This is a genomic window from Crossiella cryophila (assembly GCF_014204915.1).
Classification (GTDB): Bacteria; Actinomycetota; Actinomycetes; order Mycobacteriales; family Pseudonocardiaceae; genus Crossiella; species Crossiella cryophila.
On the sequence record NZ_JACHMH010000001.1, the window covers coordinates 9,518,355 to 9,535,767 of the forward strand.

Genomic DNA, 17,413 nt, shown 5'->3' on the forward strand with positions numbered 1-17,413 from the left:
AGATGTCCGCACCACCGGGGCACATCAACGGCCGGATCAGCGCGATGCGCGATTTCGCCGAGCAACTGCGTCAACCGGACTTCACCGCGGTCCGCGCCGCGGGCACCGCCAGCGCCCAGGGACCCAGCGGCGGTATGGCGGAAGGCACCGCGTTCGGCACCGCGCACACCGAGGCGGTGACCAAGGTCGAGGCGTTCACCACCGCGGTGGACCAGGGCTATGCCGCGTACAAGGGCCTGGCCGTCGGCGCGGCCGAGGAGTACTCGGGCCAGGACCGCGACAGCGCCCGCCAGATGCCGACCGGCGAGCGGACCGGGTGAGGGGGAGGTCATGGACTACACCACGATGGAGATCGAGCAGCAGGTCCGGCTGATCGAGGCGGAGGTCGGCGGCGGCCGGGTCCAGCAGGTCACCAAGGCCCGCGAGATGTGGACCGCGCTGCACAGCCAGTTGAGTCAGGCCGGCACCGACCTGCACGGCCGGGGTCAGGAACTGGCCCAGCACTGGCTGGACAGCGCGGGTCACCTCTTCGGCGACCAGGTCCAGGCAGGCGTGACCTCGCTGACCGACTGGACCGACCGCATCGCCACCGAACCCGCCTCCGCCCTGGCCAACCTGGCCGTCGCCCTGCCCCAGGCCCACGCCGGTGTGATGGCGACCTGGGAGTGGTTCCAGAAAGCCGTGCAGCTGGCCCCCGCCATGGAGGCCGAACTGCGCAAACAGGCCAGCCAGAACGCGGGCGTCCCAATGAACCAACTGGCCGCCCTGTTCACCCAGACCGCCGAAGCCACCACCAACGCCCTCGGCACCGACTGGCGCGGCCCACAGAACGCGGCCGCCCCCACCTCCGCCCCCGGCGGCCCGGACGCCCCCGCCAGCCCAGCCAACGCCACCGACGCCGCCCCCGGCGGCCCCACCGGCGCCCCGCCAGGCGGCCCCACCGGCGCACCCCCCGGTGGCCCAGCAGGCGCGCCTCCCGGCGGCGCCCCATCCGCACCCCCCGGCGGCGCCCCCGGTGCTCCGCCCCCACCCCCCACCGGCCCCGGCCTCGCCGGCGACACCCCGACCCCCACCGTGCCCAAACCCCCCATCCCACCCCCACTCCCGTCCCTCCCCCCACCCGTCAACACCCCGCCGCTCCCCCTGCTCCCCCCGGTCCCCACCGGCGGTCTGGGCGGCGCGGGCGGCCTGGCCGGAGCCAGGGGCGGCGGCAGACCCCCCGGTCTCAAGGGCGCGGGCATCCTCGGCCCCCCGAACATCCCCCGCGCCGCCGCCATGGGCGCCGCGGCCAACCTGGCCGCACCCCCGGAGGCCCCCGTCGCCTCAGCAGGCAGCACCGGCACCGCCAACACCGCCAACTCGATGTCCCGCGGCGCGGGCGGCATCCCCCCGATGGCCCCGCCGCTGGGCGGCGCCGGCGTGGGCGGCAACCAGCCCAAACCCGGCAGCGGCGCGGCGAAGAACGCGGGCGCGACGCCGGGTAAGGGGGTCAGGCGGGGGATTCCGGGCGTGCCCGCGCGGTTGGGCGGACAGTCCGCTGGAGTCGGTGCGGTGCCGACCGGGTCGCGGCGACGGCGGGCGGAGGAGACCACGACGATCGAGCTGCTGGATGAGGAGATGTGGCGCGTCGAGGGCGCGCCTGCGGCCTCGGCGGTGGTGCAGCCTGAGCAGCCGCGTGGGCGTCGCCGGGCTCGCTGACTGATCGGTGGAAGCGTTGCCCCGTCCGGGGTTCCGGGCGGGGCAATGTTGTTGTTGGGGGTTGGCCGGGCCGGGCCGGGCGGGGCGGGGCGGGGCGGAGCTGGGGCTGGGGCTGGGCTGGGGCTGGGGCTGGGCTGGGCTGGGGCGGGGCGGGGCTGGCTGGCGGACGGGGCCGAGGCGATGCCTGCCGGAGCCGAGTCTGGCTCCGTTCGGCACGACCGTGCCCGCGGCGACCAGCCGATCCCAGTTCGCTGAGATGGCCTCCCGCAACCGATCCGGCCGCAACTCCCCGGCCCGTACCTCTCCCGCAGCTCGATCCCCAGCCGCACCGCCGCCTGGTCGGCCGGATCCTGGCCAATCAGGTCCGCGACGTCCGCGCCGGCGTGCAGGACCTCCGGGGTGAAGCCGACCTCGCGGACGAGGTAGCCGTAGTGGATGTTCGACCAGGCGTCGTAGCGGATCTTGCCGGGCAGGCTGGGGGCCTGGGTGAGCTGGTTGTCGCCCGCGGTGCTTTGCAGGACAACGAGTTTGTGGTCCCAGCCCCCGCGCTGGCGGACCTTCTCCGCCCATTCACCCAGGGCACCCGCGTAGGCGGTCGGCGGTGTCGGAGGCGGAGTTGCGGACGGTCTCGTCGAAGGGGAACTGCTGGATGTCCTCGTACTCGGTGTACCGCTCCCCCGCCTTGCCCCGGGTGAACAGGGCGTTCCTGTTGGCGGCCAGGGATTCCAGGGCCGCGCCGTGTCTCGGTGAACTCGCCTTGAGGTAGTCGTTGATCCGGGTCTTGGCCCGGCGGGTCACCTCGGCCAGGTGCCGCACGTAACCCGCCTGCCGGTACCTGTCGGGTATCGGGTCGGCGGCGGCGCGCCTGCCGACGTCGGCCGCCTAGTCGATGGCCAGGTGCGCGAAACCCGCTCGTGGTGGTGCCACGGTCGTACCCCCTTGCGCTCGGTTGTTGTTGACTACGAACGCTTCGCGGCCTGTGGGTCCAGCCCACTGCCCAGCGGGATGCGGGAGACCAGACCGGCGGGCATCCGCACCGGGGTCACGCCCTCGTAGCCGAGCATCGCCAGCACCTCCGGGGTGGCCAGCGGGTGGTTGCGGCCCTGGTCGCTGACCAGGGAGAGGGTGCCTGCGGGGGTGGTGGGGCTGGGCATGATCTCGACCAGGGCCACTGAGCCCGGGGGGACCAGGACGCGGTCGGCCAGGGGTAGTCCGGTGTCGGTGCGGCGGGTGGTCAGCAGGGCCGGATCTCGTTGGGGCAGGGTGGGATCCACTGTCACGGTCGGCACCTGTTGGCCGGGGTTGAAGCTGGCGCACACGGTGGGGGCGCCCGCGGCCGAACCGGCGAACTCCGGGCGTTTGTCCGGGGCCTGGCCTGCCTTGGCCGGGGTCGCGGCGGCCAGGCGGGCGCCGTTGACGGCCAAGGGGCTCAACGTGATGCCGTTCAGTTCGCCGCCCAGCGCCTCGGCGGTGGGTTTGTGCGCGCGCTGGATCTCGTACTGCAGGGCCGAGATCGGGCGCAGCCGGTCGGCCTCGGCCAGGTAGTGCTGGGTCACCTCGCCCGCGATGCGGACCAGGGCCAGTTCGCCGATGCGCAGGTCTGGTTTGCCGGGCACGGCGGTGCTCGGCTTTCCGGTGTCCGGCAACGAGATCGGGCCGATCGGCTCACCGGCGGGCAGGTTGTCCACCAGTGCGGCGCCCGCGCGCAGCAGCGGACCGCGTTGCAGGGCCAGCCGGACCGCGCCGGTGTCGGCCTGGGCGATCCGGTGCCGGTGCCCGCGCCACACCAGCTGCCAGTCGCCCTTGTCCGGCAGTTCCAGCAGCAGCGCGGCATCGCCGAGCGCCCGGCCGCCCGGCGGCGGCTGGCCGACCAGCAGCACCGACTCGTGCACCGCCGCGCCGGTGCTGTCCACGGCGGGCTGGGAGCACATGCTCCAGCCGCCGCCGAGCACCCGCTCCTTGCCCGGCAGCCCATCCGGCACGTCCACCAACCCGATCCGCGGCGCGCGCGGCACCCCGACCAGGGAGTTCCGCGACACGTCCATGGTCGGCGCGTACTTGCCCAGCGCCAGCAGCGCGGAGGTGTGGTTGGTGACCGGCCGCAGCCTGCCGTCCACATACACCAGCCGCGCGCCGGTCTCCTTCTCCACGATCACCGCGTCGCCGGAACGCCAGGCGTCCTTGCCACCCGGCACGATCAGCCCGTACACGCCGAAGCCGGCCAGGATGATCACCGCCAGCGCGATGCTGCCGAGTGCGGACACGCTCGGCCGCCGGAACGGTGGTTGTTCCGGATCGGTCTCCCTGGTGACCAGCGCGGAGATCGCCCGCTGGGCCAGGAACTGGTGTGCCTGAAGCTGATCGCGACTCGATGCCATCTCAGCCGCCCAGCCCGCGCAGGTAGGCGTACAGGTCCAGCACCGCGCACACGACCGGGACCACGGCGAGCACCACCGCCACCTCGAACAGCTCGGCATAGCGCCCGAGGTAGGGACTCGCCGGACCGGTGCTGTGCCGCAGACCGCCGAAGACGATCAGCCCGCTGACCACGAGCAGCACCACACCGGCGATGGCCACCCGCCCGGCCAGCAACGGACCGAGCGCGAGGCACACCGCCCCACACACTCCCGCGCCCAGCAACGGAATCCGTTGCCACAGCACGGGATACAACCGCGCCCGGAGCAGGAACCCGAACGCGAGCACCACCAGCAACCACAACGCGGACGTGCGGCCACTGCGCACCAGCAACACCTGGCAGAGCACGGCCACCAGCCCGGCGCCGACCAGCATGCCGGTCAGCAACCCGTGCGCCCGCGACACCGCCTGGTACACCGCCGGTCGAGGCGGTTGCGGATCATCCCGAATGAGATCCGCGGTGGTGCGCGGCAGCACCGGCATCGGCACCCTGGCCAGCCGGATCGCCAGTGGAGCCAGCATCGGGGAGAACGCCAGCACCGCGCCGACCACGATCGCGGCCGCCTGGGCGCCGTCGAAGATGTCCAGGCTCGCGAGCACCCCGCCCAGCACGCCGAGCAGTCCACTGGTCGCCGCCGCGGCGAAGACCGGCAGTCCGTGTGCCGTGCCGAGATGACCGAGCACTGCCCCGAGCAACAGTGCCGCACTGCCCGCCTGTACCTGGGGTGCGCCCAGGTCCAGCAGCGGGTGGCTTCCGGCCAGGAGCAAAGCTCCACCGAGGAAGGAGTACGGCAGCGCCAGCGCCCCGAAGACCGCGCCGGCCACCGCGTCTCCCGCGGTCCTGGCCAACGTAGCACCCACGGCGAGTAGCAGCAAACTCACCAGGAGTGACCACAATCCGGGCATCGGCCAGGGTGGTCCGGCCCGCAGCACCACCGCCAGACCCAGCAGCAGCACCACGCCGCCGACGGTCAGCGCGGCCCGCCGGGTGTGCCGCGCGCTCCACGCCCGCCCGGCCCGGCCAGCCCCGTCGGCGATCGCGTCGACCAGGTCGTCGTACTCCAGCTCCGGCCATTCGGTGCGCCGCGAGGTCAGGTGCAGCACCTCGCCGTCCCTGATCCGGTACGAGCCGAGCGTGCGCCCCAGTTCCAGCGGCGAACCGTCACCGCGCCGCAGCAGCCAGCCGCCGTCGCCCGCGCCGTCGTCGGCGAGGTGCTCACCAGCGTGCCGCAACAGCCCCGGCACGATCTCGGCGACGCTGGACTGCTCTGGCAACGCCATGTCGATGCGCCGGTGCGGCGCGGCGACCGTCACTCGCACCAGCCCGGTCGTGGTCATCGGCCTACCTCCTCGCACCGGCCGGTGCGGCAACAAGCTGCCGCCCGGCACGCACCTGTGGTTCGTCTTTCCTACGATCTGGTGGAGCGCCGCGGCGGGGAACCGGTTCGGCAGCTAGCGGCCATCACCGGCGAGGCCGGATGATGGCGCCGGAGCGACAGCTGGAGGGGAGCCCGCGATGACCAGCAACGGGCCCGAGGAACTGGTTCTACTCGGGGACGGTCCGGTGGCCACGGTGTACGCCGGGGTGCGCGCGGACACCGGTGCGGCGTACGCGCTGAAGGTCTTCCCGGCCAAGCTGCCCAAGCGCACCCGCGCCGAGCTGGACCGCGAGCTGGCCCGGCTGGCCGGTCTGCGCGACCGCGCGCCGGTGCTGGTCGCCGACGCGGTCGAGGACACCCCCGACGGCCGCACCGCGCTGCGGATGGAGCTGTGCTCGCAGTCCCTGCGCGAGCTGGTCACCAGCTGCGGCAAGCTGTCCGTGCCGGACGCGATCGCGCTGGGCCGCGCGGTGGCCACCGCCCTGTCCGCCGCGCACGGCGCCGGCCTGGTGCACGGCGGCGTCACCCCCGGCAACCTGCTGTTCCGCCCCACCGGCGAACCCGTGCTCGCCGACCTCGGCCTCACCCTGCGCCGCGCCTACCCGCGCGACCAGCGCACCGGCATCGACTTCGCCGCCCCGGAGACCCTGCGCGACGGCACCGTGGACGAACGCTCGGACCTGTACGGACTGGGCGCGCTGCTGCACCTGGCGCTGGCCGGGGAGTCCCCGCACCCTGGCGCGATCGGCGAGCCGGAGGGCGAGCGGATGCTGCGCGTGCTGGGCACGCCGGTGCCGCCGCTGAACCGGGCGGACGTGCCCGAGGCGCTGGTGGCAGTGGTGTCGGCGTTGCTGAGCAAGGACCCGGCGCTGCGCCCGGCCGAGGCCGCGGTGGTGTCGGAGTGGCTGGACCGGATGGGCGGCCCGGAACCACGCCCGGCCCGGCCTGCCACCCAGGGCCGCGGGTTCGACGATTTCGCCGGGCAGGTCCCGGCCTATCGCCCGACGCCACCCCGCGGCACGCCCGGCCCGCACCGGCCCGCCGCGACCCAGCCCGGCCGGTCCACCTCGAGGCAGTCCGGCCTGCCCGCCACGGAACGGTCCGGTGGCCCCGCCGCCCGCCCCGGCCAGCACCTCGCGGGCCATCCCGGCGACTCCGCCACCACCGGCCACCAGCACCTCGCGCCGCAACCCGGCCCGTCAGCCTCCGCCTACCCCGGCGCCCCGGCCGCGGCCGATCTCGGCCCACTCGCCGCGGACCGCACCGACCTGCCAGTGGACAGCTTCCCGGACGCCGCCGCACCCCGCCGTCGGCCGACCACCCAGCCTGAGGACACCACTCCCACGCCCCCGCGACCCCGCGGCGCCCCCCTGGTGATCTCCGGCCCGGCCCGCCCCGAACGCCCCGCCAGCCGCACCGGGCTGGTGCTCGGCGGCGTCGGCGTGATCGCCGTGCTCGCCGTCGGCGCGGTGCTGCTGATCAGCGAGGACCCGGCCGAGATGGCCCTGCCGCCCGGCCCGGTCCCGGCCAGCGCCACCCCGTCGACCTCGACGAAGCCAGCGGAGATCGTGCTGGAGGAGCCAGTGGTGCGCGGGAACAAGGTCGAGCTGAACTGGCGCAGCAGTGCGGAGCTGTACTTCTCCGTCGCCGTGGCGAGCGAGAAGGACATCGAGGCCAAGAGCTACCTGGCGCAGCGGGGCACCAGCATGACGGTCGAGATCGACCCGAGTCTCAAGTACTGCTTCCAGGTCAGCGGCACCAGCAACGGCCCGGTCTTCAAGAGCCAGTACAAGACCTTCAACAACGCGACCTGCGCCGGCTAACGCGCGCTCTGGTTCAGTGCCGGGGCCGGGGTCGCGGCCAGCACGTCGGCCACGATCTCGGCCGGGCCGCGCTGGTTCAGCTCGGCGTCGGCGGTGAGCACCAGGCGGTGCGCGAGCACCGGCACCGCGACGTCCTTGATGTCATCCGGCGTGACGAAGTTGCGTCCCTCGGTGGCCGCCATGGCCTGGGCCGCGCGCACCAGCGCGATGCTGCCGCGCGGGCTGGCGCCGAAGCGGACCGCGGTGTGCTCGCGGGTGGCCCCGGCCAGCCGGGCGGCGTACTCGACCACGGCGCGGTCCAGGTGCGCCTTGCGGACCTCGGTGATCGCCGCGACCAGGGTCGGGATGTCGACCACGGCGGGCAGGTCGTCCGGGGACACGCCCGCGCAGTCGCTCATGATCACCAGCACCTCGGCGTCGACGTCCGGGTAGCCCACCGACAACCGCATCAGGAACCGGTCGAGCTGGGCCTCGGGCAGCCGGTAGGTGCCCTCCATCTCGATCGGGTTCTGGGTGGCCACCACCAGGAACGGGCTGGGCACCGGATGGGTGACCGCGTCCACCGTGACCCGCCGCTCGGACATGACCTCCAGCAGCGCGGACTGGGTCTTGGGCGTGCCGCGGTTGATCTCGTCGGCGACCACCACGTTGGCGAAGATGCCGCCGGGGTGGAAGGTGAACTGCTCTTCCTTCTGGTGGTACACGGTCACGCCGGTGATGTCGCCGGGCAGCAGGTCGGGGGTGAACTGGATCCGGTTCCAGCTGCCGCCGATGCTGCGCGCGATGCACCTGGCCAGCGTGGTCTTGCCCAGCCCTGGCACGTCCTCGATCAGCAGGTGCCCCTCGGCCAGCAGCGCGGCCACGGCCAGCCGGACCACCTCGGGTTTGCCGCGCAGCACCGACTGCACGTTGCGCGCGATCAGCGAGTAGACCTGCCCGGCCTGAGTGCCACTCATTCCCAACCCCCGTCGACGTCCGTCAGCCCCAGCCTAGGAACACCCGGTATACCGCTCATCCACGGCCGGTACACAGCTCAGTCACCCGAGGGGAGTTCCAGCTCGAAGATCGCCCCGCCCTGTTCGGCGTTGTACACCCGCAGCGTGCCGCCGTGCGCCTGGGCCACCCAGCGCACGATGGCCAGCCCCAGTCCGCTGGACCCGCCGCCGCTGGTGAAGCGGTCCAGGGCGAGTTCGGCGCGTTCGGCGTCGATGCCGGGGCCCCGGTCGGCCACGGTGATCCGGTTGTCCGTGACGTGCACGTGCACCACCGCCGTCTCACCGGGCTGCCGCCCGTGCTGGAGGGCGTTGCCGATCAGGTTGGCCACCGCGCGCTGCACCAGCACCGGATCCGCGCTGACCTTGCTGGGCGTGGTGGTCAGCGTGATCCGCGCGCCCTCCGGCTGGGTGTCCTCGACCACCCCGGCGACCAGCTGGTCCAGCCAGATCGGCTGCCGGGCCAGTTCCTGCACGCCGGCGGCGAAGCGGGCCCGCATCAGCAGGCCCTCGATGATGCCGCCCATCCGCGCGGACAGCCGGACCGCGCGCGGCAGCAGTTCGGCGTGCTGGTCCGGGTTGCGCAGCGCGGTCTCGGCCAGCGCGCGCAGGGCGGCCACCGGCTTGCGCAGGTCGTGCGCGATGTCGCCGAGCAGCGCCTCCTGCTGGGCGAGCGCGTCCACCGCTGGGCGCATGGCCCGGCCGGAGAAGATGTGCCCGGCCAGCGCGCAGGCGCCGAGCAGCAGCGTGCCCACCACGAGCACGATCAGCACCCGCCGGTCGTGCCGGTCCTCGACCTCGCGCGCGTCCATCGCGGTGACCACCGCGCCCACGTAGCGCTCACCGGGGAGTTTCAGCGCGGCCACGGACACCCTGAGCAGCTCGCCGCCGGTGCCGCGCTGGTAGCTGTTGATCACACTCCTGGTGTCGACGGACTGCCGGGCCAGGCTGGTCAGCATGGTCTCGGCCAGCGTGGCGCACACCCGTTTGCTGGTGGAGGTGGTCGTCCAGGTGCTGTCGGGATGCCGTTCCAGCACGGTGATCTGGGGGCAGGCGTTGTCGAGCTGGTCCCCGCCCAGCATCCCGGTGTCGAGCTTGTCCTCGTAGGTGACCAGCCTGGCCACCACCGCGCCGGTCTGGCGCAGCTCGGCGTCCATGGCCTGCTCGCCCTGCTGCCGGTCCTCGCGGATCACCAGGTAGGCGAACAGGATCAGCCCGGCCGCGTTGAGCACGGTGAACAACAGGGTGAGCAGACGGCGGAGGCGGTGCAGCCCCTCGGCGGAGGTGGTGGTCACGCCGAGCCCAGCCGGAAGCCGCGGCCGTGCACGGTGTGGATCAGCCGGGGTTCGGCGAGCTTGGCGCGCAGGCGTTTGACCACCGCGTCGACCACGTTGGACATCGGGTCGGTGCTGGAGTCCCAGCAGTGCTCGATCAGCTCGGTGCGGGAGACCGCCTGGCCCGCCCTGGTCAGCAGGTGCTCCAGCACCGCGAACTCCTTGTCGGAGACGGTCAGCAGCACTCCGGCCCGGCGCACCTCGCGGCGCGCGCAGTCCATCTCCAGGTCCTCGTGCCGCAGCACCGAGGGCCTGCCGCTGCCCGCGCGCCTGCACAGCGCGAGCACCCTGGCGGTCAGCTCCGCCACCGCGAAGGGTTTGGCCAGGTAGTCGTCGCCGCCGTGCTCGAACCCGGCGACCCGGTCGGCGAGTTTGTCCAGCGAGGTCAGGAACAGCACCGGGGTGGCCCAGCCCTCCTGCCGCCGCCGGTGCACGTAGTTGATGGCGTCGCCGTCGGGCAGCATCCGGTCGAAGACCGCGCAGGCCGGCTCACCGGCACGTATCACCTGGTCGGCGGCGTTGATGTCGGCGGCCTCGGCCACCGTCAGCCCGGCCGCCCGCAGCTCAGCGGCGACGGCGAAGCGCAGATCCTCGTCGTCCTCGACCACCAGAACGCGCACGGGGATCAATCCCGGTCGTGTCATGGAAACCTCATGTGGCCGCAGGGATGGTGAGTGCGATCGCGATTGGGGGCGGGGATGTTGCTCTTCCACGTACTGGGCCCGACCGAGGCCCGCGACCCGGCTGGGGCGGTGCTCGAGCTTGGTGCGCGGAAGCCCGTCACGGTGCTGGCTACCTTGCTCCTGCACCCTAACGCGTGGGTCCGGGTGGGCCGTCTGATCGAGTCGACCTGGCATGAACAGGCCGTGCCCGCCTCGGCCGAGGCCAATCTCAAGACCTACATCTGCCGCCTGCGCCGGGCGCTGCCGCCCGCGCTGACCGGGTCCCGGATCGACAGCAGGCCCGGTGCGTACCGGCTGCGGGTGGAGCCGGGCGAGCTGGACGCGGACCAGGTGGCCGGGCAGGCGAGCGCGGCCCGCGCGGCACTGGCCGACGGCGATCCGCGCACCGCGATCGCACTGCTCACCGCGGCGCTGGCGCACTGGCGTGGCCGGGCGTTCGAGGACCTGCCGGGCACGGATTTCCAGTCCGCCGCTGATCGGCTGGAGGAGACCCGCCGGGAACTGCGCGAGACCCTGGCCGAGGCCCAGCTCGCCGCGGGCGAGGTGGTGGCCGCCATCGGCGTGCTGCGCGCGCTGACCAGCGACGACCCACTGCGCGAGGGCGCGTGGACGCACCTGGTGCGGGCCCTGCACGCGGCGGGCCGCCGGGCCGAGGCACTGGCCGCGTTCCGCCAGGCCCGCCGGATGCTGGCCGAGGAGCTGGGCGTGGATCCCAGCCCGGCGCTGGCCCAGGCGCACCAGCAGGCGCTCACCGCGGACACCGCCACCCAGCCGCGGCGCGAGTTGCCAAGGGACGTCCCAGGTTTCACCGGCCGCGCGGCCGAACTGGGCGCGCTGGACCGGGCCGCCCCCGGCGGGACCGTGGTGCTCGACGGCATGACCGGCGTGGGCAAGACCGCGCTGGCCACCCACGCCGCGCACCGGCTCGCCGCCCGCTACCCCGACGGCCAGTTCTTCCTCGACCTGCGCGGCCACACCGACCCGGTGACCCCGGCCGACGCGCTGGCCCGGCTGCTCCGCGGCCTCGGGCACACCGACGTCCCGGCCGACCTCGACGAGCGCGCGGCGCTGTGGCGTTCGGAGCTGTCCCGCCGCCGGGTGCTGCTGGTGCTGGACGACGCCGCCGACGCCGAGCAGGTCCGCCCGCTGCTGCCCGGTCCGTCGGCCAGCCTGACCCTGATCACCACCCGCACCCGCGGCTGGCGACTGCCCGGTGAAACCCGGCACACGCTGACCCCGTTGTCGCACAACGAGTCCGCCGGCCTGTTCCACACCGCGGCCGGTCCGCGCGAGCAGCCGCTGACCGCGCTGTCCCCGCTGACCGCGGTGCTGACCGCCTGCGCCGGACTGCCCGCCGCGCTGCACGCCGCCGCCACCCGGCTGGCCGTCCGTCCACTGTGGAGCACCGCGGACCTGGCCGACTGGCTGGGCACCGAGGGCGGCCGGGACGAACTGGCGCCCGAGGTGACCGGCTCGTACCGGCGGCTGTCCGCGGGCGCCAGGGTGGCCTTCCGCACCCTGGCCACGCTGCCGCCGGAGTTCGAGCTGCGCCAGGCCGCCCAGCACCTGGGCCTGCCCCAGCCGGAGGCCCGCCACCTGCTGGAGGAACTCACCGACCACCACCTCCTGGACGCCCCCGGCCCCGGCCGCTTCCGCGCCCACCCGCTGATCCGCGACCAGGCCCGCCGCACCGCCCGCCCGCTGTCCAACGCCCGCGTCGCGTGAGGAGCGCTCCGATGCCGCAGCATCCCCGATCACCCGAACCAGGCTGGCCAACCGACCTGACCACCCGCACCACCGGCCCGATCCAGCCGAACAACGGCCCCGGCGCAGCACGCCCGGCCCAGCACAGCGGGGCGTTCCCGGCGCAGGTCTCGCCGCACGCCGTCACCAACCCCGTGCACCCCGCGACGCATGCCGTCACCCGACCCGTGCACCCCGCGCCGCAGGCCGCGCCCCGTCCGATGTCCCCCGCGCCGCACGCCGTCACCCGCCCGGTGCCGCCCGCCGCCCCGCACCCGGCCCCCGGACTCGTGCTCGCGGCCGCAACCGCAGTCCGCCACCCCCAGCCCCGCCCGGTGGCCCCACCCCCGCCGCCACCCGCGGCGCCCACCACGGCCCGCCTCCCCAGGATCCCCGCCCTGCGCATCCTCTGCTGGCAGCTCGCCGCGATCAGCACCGTGCTCGCCATCGGCCGCCCCTGGCCACTGGCCACCGCGCTCGGCATCAGCGCCGCGCTGCTCGCGCTCACCGCGGTCCGGGTCCGCGGCCGCTGGCTGACCACCCTGCTGGCCACCCGGATCCGGCACACACTCCGCCGCCGCGACCACGACCTGGGCGCCCCCGAACACGATCCGGCCGCCCTGCTGACCCTGCTCGCCCCGGCCACCCGCGCCCGCACCGCCACCATCGGCGGCGTCCCGGCCGGCCTGCTCAGCCACCCCGACGAACTGGTCGTGGTGCTGCAACCGCGGGCGGCCGACAGCGAGTTCCTGCGCGCCGCGGCCGCCGGGGCACTGCTGCCCGACCCGGATCCGGACATGCCCGAGTTCGGCGCCCGCCTGGTCGTGCACACCGGCCCGGTGCGGGACCGGCCGCCGCGCACCTGGCTGGCGGTGCGCGCGCTGCGGGATCCGGACATCGTCCGGGACGAGGACCTGACCACCGCGCTGGCCAACACCGTCCGCCGGGTGCTGCGCAGACTCACCAGGGCCGGACTGCCGGCCGACGCACTGTCCGAAGAGGACCTCCGGGCCGTGCTGCCCGCGCTCACCCACACCGGGTCCGGCCGCGGCGAAACGCGGGAGGACTGGCGGTTCTGGCGGGCGGGTGCGGTGGCCCAGGCCGGGTTCCGGCTCGCCGGGTTCGCCGAACTGTCCACTTCGGACCGCGGCCCGCTGCTGGAACGCCTGCTGGCCACCGCGCCAGGGGTGGCCATCACGGTGGCCGTGAGCACCGGCGAGGACCGGGAGCCCACCGCGGTGCTCCGGATCGCCGCGACCAACGGCGCCGTGGTCGACGCGGCCGCCGCCGACCTGACCTACCTGGGCGAACGCCTCGGCGTGCGCCTGGAACGACTCGACGGGCAACACGCCCGCGCCCTCGCCGCGACCATGCCGATCGGAGGCAACCCGCTGTGAACAGCCAGACTCCCGTGCTCTCCCTGCTGCGCCCGGCCGACCGCGCCCCAGCCCCGACCTCCACCGCGGTGGACACCCAGCTGGCCGGTGCGACCAGGGAGGTGCTGGTGGCCCGCCGCGGCAACTGCGCGTTCCCTCGGCCGCTGGCCACCTTCCGCAAGATCGACCACGACAACCTGCGCCGCGGCGTGCGTTACCGGGTGCTGGTCACCGACCAGACCCGCACCGCGCCGGGGGCCTCGCTCCAGCTCAGCGCGCTGGCACTGGCCGGGGCGGAGGTGCGCACGCTGCCCGAGGTGCCGATGGACGCCTTCGTCATCGACGGTTCGGTGGCCGTGCTGCCCGCCGATGGCGCCGACGGTTACCCGGGCCGGATCGCGATGTTCCGGCTGGCCGGGGTGGTGCGCACGACCACCGAGCTGTTCGAGCGGGTGTGGCCGGCCGCGGTGCCGCTGATCGCCTCGGAACTGCCGGAGGCGGCCGAGCTGACCGTGCGCGAACGCGAGCTGCTCACCCTGCTCTTCGACGGCTGCACGGACGAGTCGGTCGCGGCCCGGCTGCGGATCTCGGTGCGCACGGTGCGCCGGATGGTCTCCGACATCATGAACCGGCTCGGCGCGCGCAGCCGGTTCCAGGCCGGCGCCAAGGCGGCGGACCGGGGCTGGTTGATGGACCGGGTCGGCTGATCCCGGCTCAGCACGCACGGCTGGTCAGCTACAGTCTGTCGCTGTGCGGGTACTGGTCACCGAGGATGACGAGAACCTGCGGGTCGCGGTCGAGGGATCCCTGCGGGGCGCGGGATTCGCCGTCGACGTCGCCACCGACCTGCCGGAAGCCGACGAGGCGCTCAGCGTCAACGCCTACGACTGCGTGGTGTTCGACCGGATGCTGCCCGCGGGCGACGCCCTGTCCTACGTCGCGGCCCGCCGGAACATCGGCTGGCCGGTGCCGGTGCTGTTCCTGACCGGCCGGGACAGCGTCGCCGACCGGATCGACGGCCTGGCCAGCGGCGATGACTACCTGGTCAAACCCTTCGCGATGATCGAACTGGTGGTCCGGGTGCGCAGCCTGTGCCGGCGCACCGGCCGCACCCAGGTCCCGGTGCTGCGCCACGGCGGCCTGGAACTGGACCCGGCCCGGCACGAGACCCACCGCGACGGCGCCCGGCTGGACCTGACCGGCAAGGAGTTCGCCGTGCTGCACCGCCTGCTGCTGGCAGGCGGCGGCACGGTCAGCCGCCCCGACCTGATCGCCGCCGCCTGGGACGAGATGGTCGCGCCTGCCTCCAACGTGCTGGACGTGGTGATCGCCCAGCTCCGCCGCAAACTCGGCCAGCCCCCGATGCTGCACACCGTGAAGGGCACCGGCTACTTCCTCCGCTGACCACCGCCGCGACCGAGGTCTGTCCATGGGTATCGAAGTCGAACTGCACTCCCAGCGCCCCCGCCGCGGCTGGAAGGCCTCCCGCGCCACCCTGCTGCGCGGCTCCTACGAGCACGGCTTCGACCTGGCCGACGCGCTGGCCACCCTGCGCGAGACCGACCCCGGCAAACTCCCCTGGATCGACCCGTCCGGCGACACCCAGTTCAACGAGCAGGAAGCCGAAGCCGCCCGCCGCGAAATCCCCGCCCTGCTGGCCAAATGCACCACTCCCGAACAGGCCACGGCCGTCCGCGACCTCGACGACCTGCTCCGCGAATGCGCCAACACCCCCGGCAGCTACCTCTGGTTCGTCGGCGACTGACGCCCACGCGCCACCCAGTCGGCCAGATCCCGTTCCGCGCCAAGCCCCACCGCGTCGAACAGGTCCCCGCCGCCGCTGGTCACCGCACCCAGCCGGGCCAGCGCCGCGTTGATCGGCCAATCCCGCCACGGCCCCCGCAACTCCTCGGCGAACACCGGCCCCCAGACCACCGCGCCATCCCGCCACAGCACCGCCGACTGCGAACCCTCCCCACCGAAGAAGTCCGCCTCCACCAAGGCGATCGGCCCCGACCGCGACCACTCCGCGAGCTGCCCGTCGACCCCGGAACCCCACTCCCGCGACAACTCCACCGTCACCGGCACCAACCCCAGCCCCTGGCGCAACTCGACCACGACGGCGTGCGCGAACCCCGACGCACGCGCCCGCAACAGGCCGGCTTCGCCGATGACCGCGTTCAGCTCGTACACGCGCCACCCCGGGAACCCAATTCACCGGTCGCCGCCGCCACCACGAAGCTCTCCGTGGACCCGTCCATCTGCCACGAGTCAGCCGTGCACCGGATCCCCGCGGCACTCGCCGACTCCACCCGCAGCCCGTCCAACGCCAACCGCGCCGACTCCCACGCGACACCCCGCAGCCCGACCGCCACCAGATCGGTGTACGTGACCAGCAACAACAACGCCGCCCCGGCAACCGGCACAACCTGATTGACCAGCTCGCACACGACAACCGCACCGGCAGCGGGCTCGTCCACCGCCACCACCTGCGCGAGCCCGTTCACCACCACGCACAACTGCCCAGGCCCCGGCCCCGCGAAAACCCCGTCCTCGCGTCCGGGCAGGCCAGAGGAGAACAGGCCGACCCACTCCGCGCCGTCGGTCGGCATCACCCGGATCACCCTCGGCATGCCGAACCCCCGGTCGGCCTCGTCGATCACGCGGCCGTCCCGGTCGAAGGCGAACACCGGACACGACCAGTCACCGGTGGCCGGGTACTCGGGCTCGACCTCGACCGCGTAGGCGGGCTCGAAGTCGAACCGCCGCAACTCCCGCGATTCGCTCACCCGGGGATCATGGCGCGCCGATCAGCGGTGCTCCACCGATTTCAGCCCTCGGCGGCGAGCTGCCCACAGGCCGCCGCGATCTCCTGCCCACGCGTGTCCCGCACCGTGCAGGTCACCCCCTGCGCCTCGACCCGGCGCACGAACTCCCGCTCCACCGGCTTCGGACTCGCATCCCACTTACTGCCCGGCGTCGGATTCAACGGGATCAGGTTGACGTGCGCCAACGGACCCAGATGCCGACGCAGCAGGTTGCCGAGCAGGTCCGCCCGCCAGCCGTGATCGTTGATTTCCTTGATCAGCGCGTACTCGATGGACACCCGCCGCCCGGTGCGGTCGGCGTACCCGCGGGCCGCCTCCAGCACCTCGGCGACCTTCCAGCGGGTGTTCACCGGCACCAGCGTGTCCCGCAGCTCGTCATCCGGGGTGTGCAGCGACACCGCGAGCCGGACCGACAACTTCTCCTCGGTCATCTTCCGGATCGCCGGCACCAGCCCGACCGTGGACACCGTCACCGACCGCTGCGAGATGCCCAGTCCGTTCGGCGCCGGGTCGCAGATCCGGTGCACCGCGTCGATCACCCGGCGGTAGTTGGCCAGCGGCTCACCCATGCCCATGAACACGATGTTGGACAGCCGTCCCGGTCCGCCAGGCAGTTCGCCGTCGCGCATGGCCACCGCGCCCAGCCGGACCTGTTCCACGATCTCCGCGGTGGACAGGTTGCGCTGCAGCCCGCCCTGGCCGGTGGCGCAGAACGGGCAGGCCATGCCGCAGCCGGCCTGGCTGGAGATGCACAGCGTCGCCCGGTCCGGGTAGCGCATCAGCACGCTCTCGATCAGCGTGCCGTCGTGCGCGCGCAGCAGCGTCTTGCGAGTGGTGCCCTCATCGCAGCTCACCCGGCGCAGCTCGGTGAACAGCGGCGGCATCAGCTCGCTGGTGAGCCGGTCCCGGCTGGCCGCCGGGATGTCGGTCATCGCGGCCGGATCGGCGGTGAGCCTGCCGAAGTAGTGGTTGGAGAGCTGGTTCGCGCGGAACGGCTTCTCACCAAGCTCGGCCACCGCCGCGCGGCGCTGCTCGGCCGAGAGGTCGGCGAGGTGCCGCGGCGGCAGGCCGCGCTTGGGGGCGTCGAACACGAGGGGCAACGAAGTCATGGCGTCTACCAGTGTCCCACGTCGGCGGGGGTG

Annotated in this window: 17 protein-coding genes and 1 pseudogene; 8 read left to right on the forward strand and 10 right to left on the reverse strand. The window is 73.8% G+C overall.

Annotation, left to right across the window (positions count from 1 at the left end; translation table 11 throughout):
• Window positions 1–2 precede the first annotated feature (2 nt).
• Together HNR67_RS40830 and HNR67_RS45430 are read left to right on the forward strand one after the other, a co-directional pair.
• Entirely contained in the window at window positions 3–320 is a 318-nt protein-coding gene (locus HNR67_RS40830) for a hypothetical protein (protein WP_185008999.1), read from the forward strand.
• A gap of 10 nt (window positions 321–330) precedes the next feature.
• A complete protein-coding gene (locus HNR67_RS45430) occupies window positions 331–1,698 on the forward strand; it encodes a hypothetical protein (RefSeq protein WP_185009001.1) in 1,368 nt (455 codons plus the stop codon).
• Window positions 1,699–2,018: 320 nt separating this feature from the next.
• Here HNR67_RS45430 and HNR67_RS46825 read toward each other — a convergent pair.
• The 4 genes and pseudogenes from HNR67_RS46825 to eccD form a co-directional block, all read right to left on the reverse strand.
• Window positions 2,019–2,276: pseudogene (locus tag HNR67_RS46825) on the reverse strand (polymorphic toxin type 44 domain-containing protein); the annotation flags it as partial.
• Window positions 2,269–2,514, reverse strand: a complete 246-nt coding sequence (locus tag HNR67_RS40845) for a hypothetical protein (protein ID WP_185009003.1) — start codon at window positions 2,512–2,514, stop codon at window positions 2,269–2,271. The pseudogene HNR67_RS46825 and the gene HNR67_RS40845, both read right to left, overlap by 8 nt.
• 143 nt (window positions 2,515–2,657) lie before the next feature.
• Entirely contained in the window at window positions 2,658–4,076 is a 1,419-nt protein-coding gene (gene eccB, locus HNR67_RS40850) for a type VII secretion protein EccB (RefSeq protein ID WP_185009005.1), read from the reverse strand.
• A gap of 1 nt (window position 4,077) precedes the next feature.
• Window positions 4,078–5,451, reverse strand: coding sequence for a type VII secretion integral membrane protein EccD (eccD, locus tag HNR67_RS40855; protein WP_185009007.1), 1,374 nt, complete (start codon window positions 5,449–5,451; stop codon window positions 4,078–4,080).
• A gap of 178 nt (window positions 5,452–5,629) precedes the next feature.
• Here eccD and HNR67_RS45435 point away from each other — a divergent pair, with 178 nt between their 5' ends.
• Window positions 5,630–7,315 (forward strand): serine/threonine protein kinase, encoded by a 1,686-nt coding sequence (locus tag HNR67_RS45435; protein WP_246492707.1) that lies wholly within the window; start codon window positions 5,630–5,632, stop codon window positions 7,313–7,315.
• Here the strand turns inward: HNR67_RS45435 and HNR67_RS40865 are convergent.
• From HNR67_RS40865 to HNR67_RS40875, 3 genes are all read right to left on the reverse strand, one after another.
• Window positions 7,312–8,271, reverse strand: coding sequence for an AAA family ATPase (locus tag HNR67_RS40865; RefSeq protein ID WP_185009009.1), 960 nt, complete (start codon window positions 8,269–8,271; stop codon window positions 7,312–7,314). The genes HNR67_RS45435 and HNR67_RS40865 overlap by 4 nt on opposite strands.
• A gap of 77 nt (window positions 8,272–8,348) precedes the next feature.
• Window positions 8,349–9,602, reverse strand: coding sequence for a sensor histidine kinase (locus tag HNR67_RS40870; protein WP_185009012.1), 1,254 nt, complete (start codon window positions 9,600–9,602; stop codon window positions 8,349–8,351).
• The gene (locus tag HNR67_RS40875; RefSeq protein WP_312989247.1) at window positions 9,599–10,261 is read right to left on the reverse strand and encodes a response regulator transcription factor; all 663 of its coding nucleotides are present in this window, start codon (window positions 10,259–10,261) and stop codon (window positions 9,599–9,601) included. The genes HNR67_RS40870 and HNR67_RS40875 overlap by 4 nt, the downstream gene beginning before the upstream one ends.
• Window positions 10,262–10,468: 207 nt before the next feature.
• Here HNR67_RS40875 and HNR67_RS40880 point away from each other — a divergent pair, with 207 nt between their 5' ends.
• Genes HNR67_RS40880 through HNR67_RS40900 form a run of 5 tightly spaced genes read left to right on the forward strand, consistent with a single transcriptional unit; the run spans window position 10,469 to window position 15,208 of the window.
• Window positions 10,469–12,049, forward strand: a complete 1,581-nt coding sequence (locus HNR67_RS40880; RefSeq protein WP_344966055.1) for an AfsR/SARP family transcriptional regulator — start codon at window positions 10,469–10,471, stop codon at window positions 12,047–12,049.
• A gap of 11 nt (window positions 12,050–12,060) precedes the next feature.
• Window positions 12,061–13,464 carry a type VII secretion protein EccE gene (locus tag HNR67_RS40885; protein WP_246492708.1) on the forward strand — a complete coding sequence of 468 codons (1,404 nt, stop codon included), beginning with the start codon at window positions 12,061–12,063 and terminating at the stop codon, window positions 13,462–13,464.
• A complete protein-coding gene (locus HNR67_RS40890) occupies window positions 13,461–14,150 on the forward strand; it encodes a helix-turn-helix transcriptional regulator (protein WP_312989249.1) in 690 nt (229 codons plus the stop codon). The genes HNR67_RS40885 and HNR67_RS40890 overlap by 4 nt, the downstream gene beginning before the upstream one ends.
• 43 nt (window positions 14,151–14,193) lie before the next feature.
• Window positions 14,194–14,847 (forward strand): response regulator transcription factor, encoded by a 654-nt coding sequence (locus tag HNR67_RS40895; RefSeq protein WP_185009018.1) that lies wholly within the window; start codon window positions 14,194–14,196, stop codon window positions 14,845–14,847.
• Window positions 14,848–14,872: 25 nt separating this feature from the next.
• Window positions 14,873–15,208 carry a hypothetical protein gene (locus HNR67_RS40900; RefSeq protein WP_185009021.1) on the forward strand — a complete coding sequence of 112 codons (336 nt, stop codon included), beginning with the start codon at window positions 14,873–14,875 and terminating at the stop codon, window positions 15,206–15,208.
• On the opposite strand, the gene HNR67_RS40905 is transcribed toward HNR67_RS40900, so the two are convergent.
• From HNR67_RS40905 to rlmN, 3 genes are read right to left on the reverse strand one after another with little or no spacing between them, the layout of a single operon-like run.
• Window positions 15,184–15,636, reverse strand: a complete 453-nt coding sequence (locus HNR67_RS40905; protein WP_185009023.1) for a hypothetical protein — start codon at window positions 15,634–15,636, stop codon at window positions 15,184–15,186. The genes HNR67_RS40900 and HNR67_RS40905 overlap by 25 nt on opposite strands.
• Window positions 15,624–16,232 (reverse strand): hypothetical protein, encoded by a 609-nt coding sequence (locus HNR67_RS40910; protein ID WP_185009025.1) that lies wholly within the window; start codon window positions 16,230–16,232, stop codon window positions 15,624–15,626. Before HNR67_RS40910 ends, HNR67_RS40905 begins: the two co-directional genes overlap by 13 nt.
• A 41-nt stretch (window positions 16,233–16,273) precedes the next feature.
• Entirely contained in the window at window positions 16,274–17,380 is a 1,107-nt protein-coding gene (gene rlmN / locus HNR67_RS40915; protein WP_185009027.1) for a 23S rRNA (adenine(2503)-C(2))-methyltransferase RlmN, read from the reverse strand.
• Window positions 17,381–17,413 lie beyond the last annotated feature (33 nt).